General features: G+C 75.4%; 2 protein-coding genes. One reads left to right on the forward strand and one right to left on the reverse strand.

The genetic code is table 11. The features are described from left to right. On the forward strand, positions 1–657 hold a 657-nt coding region (locus HW578_RS26650; protein ID WP_198373712.1), incomplete at its 5' end, for a glycosyltransferase 87 family protein. Positions 658–706: 49 nt separating this feature from the next. Here the strand turns inward: HW578_RS26650 and HW578_RS26655 are convergent. After that, positions 707–1,327: hypothetical protein (locus HW578_RS26655; protein ID WP_198373713.1), on the reverse strand; the 621-nt coding region annotated here is incomplete at its 5' end.

Here is a 1,327-nt window from a genome sequence, read left to right on the forward strand (position 1 = left end):
CCGGCGCTGGCCGGCGTGGCGCTCGCGACGCTGGCCTTCAAGCCGCAGCTCGGCCTGCTGGTGATCCCGGCGCTGGTCGCCGCGCGCCGCTGGCGGGTGCTGTCGGTCGCGACCGCGGCGGGGCTGGCCTGGGCGGTGGCCGCCTGGCTGGCCTTCGGCGCGGATGCCTGGCTCGCCTTCTTCGAACGGCTGTCCGATGCCGGGGCGGCGATGGCCGGCGGATCGGTCGCGATCTGGAAGCTGCAGAGCGTGCAGGCCATGGCCGGCAGCCTCGGCGCCGGCCCGCGGCTGGCGCAGGGGCTGCAACTGGCGGTCACGGCGGGAGTGCTGGTGGTGCTGGTGGTCGTGCTGCGCGGCCGGCCGGGCGGCCTCGCGGAGGTCGCGCTGCTGGCCGCGGCCACGCCGCTCGCCGCCCCCTTCGTGCTGTCCTACGACATGGTGCTGTTGCTGCTGCCGATGGCCTGGGTCATCCGCCAGGCGCGGCAGGGCGGCTTCTTGCCGTGGGAGAAGGCCGGCCTGGTCGCGGCCTACCTGCTGCCCGGGGTATCGATCGCCGTGGGGCTCGCGGGCGGCATCGGCATCGGCCCCGTCGCGCCGGCCATCATGCTCGTGCTCGTGCTGCGGCGCCTGCGCGCGCCAGGCGGCGCAACGGCCTGACGCAGGCTTCGGCCCCGGCGGGCGGCCGGGCCGTCCACCGCGCGTCCGCTCAGCGCCCCGTGCGCGCCGCCACCAGCACGAAGGCGCCGGCGCAGAGCAACACCACAAGGGCCCCGCTGACGATCAGCATCACCGATTGCTGCATCACCGCCACCGCCGGCACCGACAGCCCGAGCACAGCGCCCACCGCCACGATCCGCCACGATCCCGCATGCACGCCGGCCACGAAGGTGCCCAGGCCCAGCAGCAGCAGCAGGCCGATCTCGGTCGCGTTGTCGTTCACCACGCCGCGCACCGAGGGCGCGAAGAGCAGCATCATCGCGATCAGGAAGGCCGCCCAGTGCAGGGCCTGCGTCCAGATCAGCCGGGTCCGCCCGCCGCTGCTGGCCGAGCCGGACCAGCCGGCCACGACGCACAGCAGCCCGAAGATCGGCGTCAGGATCTTCCAGTAGAGCAGGTTCGGCTGCTCCGTCCCGCCGACCCAGGCCACGCCGAAGAAGCCGGCGACCAGCATGGCGATGTAGGGCGCCTCGGACAGCAGGATGCGGCCCCAGGAACGGCCTGGCGCGACGGCCGGCGCAGGCGGCGGCGCTGCGGGGGCGTCGTCCAGCTCGCGCGCCAGCTCCATGGCGCGCGCATTGGGCGGCGCTGCGCGCTGCTGGGGCGCGCC

The organism is Roseomonas rosulenta, from assembly GCF_016106005.1.
Classification (GTDB): Bacteria; Pseudomonadota; Alphaproteobacteria; order Acetobacterales; family Acetobacteraceae; genus Neoroseomonas; species Neoroseomonas rosulenta.